This is a genomic window from Bacillus massiliigorillae, assembly GCF_000380245.2.
Classification (GTDB): Bacteria; Bacillota; Bacilli; order Bacillales; family DSM-1321; genus Bacillus_AD; species Bacillus_AD massiliigorillae.
Genome location: NZ_HG428743.1, coordinates 116,562 through 122,561, shown reverse-complemented (window position 1 = coordinate 122,561; position 6,000 = coordinate 116,562). Strand labels below are relative to the sequence as shown.

Below are 6,000 nucleotides of genomic sequence, written 5' to 3'. Positions count from 1 at the left end.
TTATGGTTTTATGATTTGTATTTTTTGGTGTATATCTTTTCTACTTTAACTAAATAATAAGTGGTTTCTTACCTGTATCTCTCTTAATTTCCTGAAGAAAATTTACAAGTGAACTAAGCCCATCTAGAGTATGAGAAACTTTAAAACTCTTACGATAAGAAATATCTGGTGACCTCATAATATGAAAGGGGCAGCATTCTTGTAATGATTTAAAAATTAAGTTTGGCAATACATGTACTTAATGGATGCTAGAGTTGAAGATCAAGGCTGCTAATAGGCAGCCTTTTTTGTTATGTCACTAACGGGGCAGGTTAGTGGAATAAGGTAAAATTATTTATTATAGTTTTTAGAACACTTATATAGCTAAAAGGAGGATGTTGGAATGAACAAAAATTATTATGACGGTGATGATTTTTGGAATGAAAAGGCTCCACCCGTAAGTGATGAGATAGTAAAAAAAGCAGAGTTAAAATTAGGTGTAAAGTTGCCTAAAGAATATATTAAATTGCTTAAAGAAAGTAATGGAGGAACCTTACATTTTACAAAAGTATGCATAAATCCTTATGGGAAATGTGAAATCCCATATTTATTAGGTATTGATTTAGAAAATATAAATGAAGATGATAACGAAGGAATATTTTCTTTCGTTGAAGATATAAAAGAATATTCTCTACCTGAAAATATTGTCTTATTAGCGTGGGAAACATATCCACATTTTTGTTTTGCATTGGATTATACGAATTGTAAAGAGAATCCTGCTGTTGTATACTTCTATGAAAATTATCTTGGAGATAATGGACCTTATTCTAAAACTCTTGTTGCACTAACTTTTAAAGAATTTTTGTCATTATTGTATCAGCAATCCACATTAAAACCTTCAAGGTAACGGGAGTTTTAATGTTTTTGGGAACTGTGAACGCAGTTCTTTTTCTTATGCAGCTAAAGGGGCAGGTTAGCTCTATAAGAAATATCTTCACAATTGACAGCTGAATGGTTATTATTTAAAGTAAGATTAATCCGTTCGAATGTTTAAACGTATAATGTGCAAGGTGGTACCTATTATGAGTCAAAGAACAATGAAGATCCTGAAAGAATGTACACCCATATTTTCTATACTATCTGATAGTAATCGACAAGAAATACTAGTCTTACTCTTCGACCGTGGTGAAATGACGGTTAGTGAAATTACTGAGCATATTGAGCTGTCTAGACCTGCCGTTTCTCATCATCTCAAATTGCTTTTACAAGCTAATGTTGTAAATATGAAAAAAAGAAGTACTGAAAGATATTATTCTCTTTCGCTAGATAAATCGATCAACCTATTAAAAGAATTGATTCAATCGCTGGAAGACGATACTGAGTCAACAAAATAAGTAAATTTGTTAAAAACAGCGCATTAAGAGTTCGTAATAAGTCCTTTTAATGCGCTATTTTTCGTCTAGAATAGCTTTCGTTGACAAATAATATGTTTATAAGTTAGACTACTATCAAATGATTAAAAGTTTAAAAGTTTAAAAGTTTAAACACTTTGAAATGGGAGTGTTTTCACTTAACATATACGTCTGTTTAGGAGGAACCTCAATGAATTATTCTGAGCAAAAGGAATGGAAAGAGATACAAACATATTTACCAGAGAAGCTGCATTTTACTGAGGAATACCATCCCGTTGAAGAATGGTGGAAATGGAAAGAGCACAATGTCCATTTAGATTGTTTTCGTAATCCAAATGCAAAAGCGAAAGTGATTTTGCTTCATGGTGTTGGAACAAACGGTAGACAAATGTCGATGATTTTAGGAGGACCCCTTTTTAAAGAAGGGTTTGAAACAATTGCTATTGATATGCCTACTTATGGTGTGACTCAAGTGAAAAATCGTTCACGTGTGATATATGATGATTGGGTAGACCTAGCATGTGACTATATTGATTATGAATTGCAGAAGGACAATAGACCCATTTTTCTTTATGGATTAAGTGCAGGTGGAATGGAAACGTATCACGTTGCTGCTAAGAATAAAAAAGTAAAAGGCATTATTGGAATGACATTCTTAGACCAAAGAAACCAACAGGTGCGAGATGAAACAGCAAGAAATATTGTCATGAGCCGTATAGGAATTCCAATGGCTAGTGTTTCAGCTAAAATAGGTCTAGGAGGGCTGTCGATGAAAATGAGCCTAGCCTCTAAAATGAGCACACTTTGTAATAACGAAGAAGTCATGCAAATATTTTATCGAGACCAAACATCAGCAGCAAATTCAGCGAGCATGAGATTTCTTGATAGCTATGGCAATTATCAACCAGTGATGGAACCAGAAAATTTTGATGTATGCCCTATCCTTTTAACGCAGCCAGATAAAGATAGATGGACACCGTTGCATTTGAGTACTCCTTTCTTAGATAAAATCAAGAAAGTTGACGTACAAATAGTACCATTAGAAAATGGAGGACACTATCCAATCGAACGGCCAGCATTAGATCAAATGGTAATAGCGATTGTAGGATTTATTAATAAAATTATGAGTTAACATTATTTCTTGCTTCATTTTAAGTAATTTATAAATAATTGGGAGAGGTCCCTTTAAAATGGGGACAAGAAGAGGTGAAGCGTTTACTCCTGAAATTCTTCAAAAGCTAGATAACCTAACAAATGTGATGAGAACAATCGGGGATAAGTATGGTGTTGAATGTGCACAAGTTGCAATAGCTGGGCTATCGCCAAAGGAACTGTTCCAATTATTGGTGTCACAAAAATAAAACATATCGCGGATGCAAAATCTGCGGATACGCTTATATTAACAGAACAAGAAATCAAACAACTTGAGGATGCTGCAAAGGAATCGGGCGTTGAAATTATGGGGGAAATGGGAAAAATCTATGCAAGAATAAGAGGCATACTATTGAACTCGAAAGCCAATCCATCTTGTGAAGTAATGCACTTAAATTAACAGGTGCGTTAGTGGAATAAGAATAATCAAACTTTTTTATAAAAATTTCATATTTAGCTAGAATGAGAAACTCCATTTTGATCAATCTTTTTTCGAAATGGAGTTTTTACATTTGCTATTAAATAAAGCTTAAAGCAAATTTTTTATCAATCTTTATTACAAATCTACAATAGTGGAATAAGATTCTAGGACATATTTCAAAGAAACACAAGGTTAAATATGATTATCGCTCATATTTAACCTTCTGTTTCTCAAAGTGACTTATTAGTAAAAATTTTATTAAAAAATAACTTGCTAGGTGGTTGTCAGTTTAAAAAAATCAAATTTCGTATGTAGGAACCAAAAAGAATTTACTGAATTATTAATTCCTATCCCCATTTTTCCTATCTATAAGTAGGTGAATTTCCTCTTGTATCACGTTTATTATTGTACATACGCTGATCAGCTATACTAATTAACGTTTCGATAGAATCAGAATCTTTCGGAAAGGAAGAAAGACCGCAACTAACTCCTAAAAAAGTAGAGTCCTTTATAAATCGTCTTCCTTTTAATTGTTGGATTTTAAGTATTTTTTGTTGCACAAGTTTAATATTTACTTCCAACGACAAGAAAATAAACTCATCTCCTGAAATTCGATATAAGGTTCCTGGTATGCCTTGCATTAAATATTTACATCTTTTAGAAAAGGTTTTTAAATACTCATCACCTTTTAAATGACCATATTTGTCATTAATACTTTTAAAATAATTTAAATCTAAGAAAATAAGGTGAAAAGGTGTTTTATTCTGAATTAGCTTTTCCATTTCTTCTACTAAACTTCTCCTGTTAGGTACACCTGTTAAGTGGTCGGTATAAATCATTTCTTTTAAGTTATCTACATTTCTTCCTCTATTCACAACGTCATAAAGAAGGTTACAATGGAAACTGGCGTTAATAATAAACCCTAGAAGAGATAGTATTTTTAATTCTTCGATATCCAATATAAAAGCATAGCAAAGAAGGAGTATAGCCAAAAACGATAACAGAATCAAAGCAAGTAAACTTGTACTGTCTTTCTCCGAAAAATTCTCAATTACATAAAGAAACTTCGTCTTTATTCTCTTGATAAAATAAGGACAGAAAATGATATATACCACGGTTTGAAATAACATTACACCTATAAGGGTTTGAGAGGGCGAGAAGAATAAATGAGCTAAATGCAGTGAAACTGCAAACATAAGTGTCGTAAAAGTCCACGCTCTGCATTGTACGATTAACATTTTTCTTAGTGGTTGATCGTATAGATATTTCAACGGTGCAAAATAAAGAGCACCTATGAATATATTTAATGCCATTACCTTTACGATATACCCTTGAAGTATTTGAGTTGTTTTAAAGCTAGCTAGGGTAATCAGTATGATAGAAAAGGTGAATAATAGTAAAAACGTTTTCATTTTTGAATACTTTCTTCTGAAACACTTATCAAATACAGTTAAATACACAAATAGCATTTCAACTCCAATTATAAGCTGATAAATAACATCTAGATTCACTTCGTTTCACTCCTGCTGAATTCTAGTCCCATCGTTAAGCAATACCCTTTATTAAAATAAATTAAACCTCGGTGCTGGCATATCTGTCTTTTTAGTTGCGTTCTTATCAGCGTATTTTTTGTCAGATTTAGCACTGGTTTTTAAAATATTAAAATTTAAATGTTTAGTTTTTACGAAGAAACTCCAACGGGCTATGAATCTGGAGATGATTTTCAAACTCCTTAACGGCATCCTCAATAGTCGTATACCCAATTTGATAGTACATTTTTTCAAGAGATGGGGGCTTATCGTTCGGATGTGCGTAGTGTTGATTTGAAATAAAGTCGCGATGTTTATAAAAATGTTGCGATGCTATTGCCTTAGATTATTTCTCTAAGGCTTGTTTTATTTAACTAAATCAGATAAAAATTGTGATTAAATACACTTAAACTAACCAGCTAATAGTTTGTCAAACATTTCGCTAAATAATGAGATTCTAGAGTGCTATACTAAAAGTAGGGCATGACAAATAAGCTTCCTCTAACGATATGGAAGTTTCTTGAAGATGTGTGAAAAATTATTTTAAGCAACATCTTGGAATGTTGTTTTGTTTTTCAAAAGAGCGTAAATCCAATGTAAAAGCTTGTTAGCACAGGCAATAATGGATACTCGATAAGGTTTGCCTTCTTCACGTTTCTTATCGTAAAACTCACGTAATCTCTTATTTCGAGGGATGAGTTCTTTTGTCGTTCGGGTTTTACGTGCATCTCGAATGGCACAACGGACGGCTGTAAATAGGGCATGTCTAAGCCTGCTGGAACCCCTTTTCGTGATATGATTTTTAGTTCCCTTAAAGGTACCAGATTCAAATACGCTAGGGTCAATTCCTGCAAATGCAACCAACTTCTTAGGGTGATTAAACCGATCTATTTCTCCAATTTCAGAAATAATCGTTGCTGCGATTTTTTCACCGATACCAGGAATGGATTGGATAATCTTATATTCTTCAATATTTTTTGCTAAAGCATCTATCTCTTCTTCAAGCTTGGATAGGTGCTTTTTATATTCAAGAAGAATCCCTCGCTTCTTACATGGTTCCAAATCCTCTTTATAGTACAGCTCGCAGAGGTGGTAGGCATCGATTACGTCTGTTTTGACTTTACGTAAACTCGAACTTTTCGCTTTGTATGAAATGAGTGGGTTCACAATGATTAACAGGTAACCTCTTTTTTCGAAATACTGTACAACAGGCATATGATAATGACCAGTAGACTCCAAAACAATGGGCGGTTTTGAGTCAGTAAATTCTTCTACCTCCCTGATAAATGCATGAAGTTTGTGTAAGCCTTCTAGGGTATGTGCTACTTTAAAGCTCTTTTTATAGGGTTTCTTCTTTTCCAAGAATGCTTGTACCTGACTTTCTCCTTTTGCGACATCCAGACCAATGACTGGATTCATGATTAACTCCTCCTCTTAAAGAATTAGCTGGTAACCCCTATGGCTGCTTATAGTGTCATAGCTTCGCTTGTTATACGAGATCTCAGTC

The 6,000-nt window shown here is 33.4% G+C and carries 7 protein-coding genes; 5 read left to right on the top strand and 2 right to left on the bottom strand.

Features of this window, described 5'->3' with window-relative positions:
* Positions 1 to 382 precede the first annotated feature (382 nt).
* From TX86_RS19220 to TX86_RS19205, 5 genes are all read left to right on the top strand, one after another.
* Entirely contained in the window at positions 383 to 886 is a 504-nt protein-coding gene (locus TX86_RS19220; protein ID WP_052343764.1) for an SMI1/KNR4 family protein, read from the top strand.
* A gap of 175 nt (positions 887 to 1,061) precedes the next feature.
* Complete coding sequence (locus TX86_RS19215) at positions 1,062 to 1,373, top strand: ArsR/SmtB family transcription factor (RefSeq protein ID WP_042351391.1); 312 nt, start codon at positions 1,062 to 1,064, stop codon at positions 1,371 to 1,373.
* A 208-nt stretch (positions 1,374 to 1,581) separates the two neighbouring features.
* The gene (locus TX86_RS19210; protein WP_042351390.1) at positions 1,582 to 2,523 is read left to right on the top strand and encodes an alpha/beta hydrolase; all 942 of its coding nucleotides are present in this window, start codon (positions 1,582 to 1,584) and stop codon (positions 2,521 to 2,523) included.
* Between the two features lie 58 nt (positions 2,524 to 2,581).
* The gene (locus tag TX86_RS27070) at positions 2,582 to 2,752 is read left to right on the top strand and encodes a hypothetical protein (RefSeq protein ID WP_195892929.1); all 171 of its coding nucleotides are present in this window, start codon (positions 2,582 to 2,584) and stop codon (positions 2,750 to 2,752) included.
* Positions 2,683 to 2,943: a hypothetical protein gene (locus TX86_RS19205; RefSeq protein WP_042351387.1), complete on the top strand. Its 261-nt coding sequence runs from the start codon at positions 2,683 to 2,685 to the stop codon at positions 2,941 to 2,943. The genes TX86_RS27070 and TX86_RS19205 overlap by 70 nt, the downstream gene beginning before the upstream one ends.
* Before the next feature lie 383 nt (positions 2,944 to 3,326).
* Here TX86_RS19205 and TX86_RS19200 read toward each other — a convergent pair whose 3' ends face one another.
* Complete coding sequence (locus TX86_RS19200; RefSeq protein ID WP_042351386.1) at positions 3,327 to 4,475, bottom strand: GGDEF domain-containing protein; 1,149 nt, start codon at positions 4,473 to 4,475, stop codon at positions 3,327 to 3,329.
* A 561-nt stretch (positions 4,476 to 5,036) separates the two neighbouring features.
* On the bottom strand, positions 5,037 to 5,912 hold the full coding sequence (locus TX86_RS19195) for an IS110 family RNA-guided transposase (protein ID WP_042351385.1): 876 nt from the start codon (positions 5,910 to 5,912) through the stop codon (positions 5,037 to 5,039).
* Between the last annotated feature and the right edge of the window lie 88 nt (positions 5,913 to 6,000).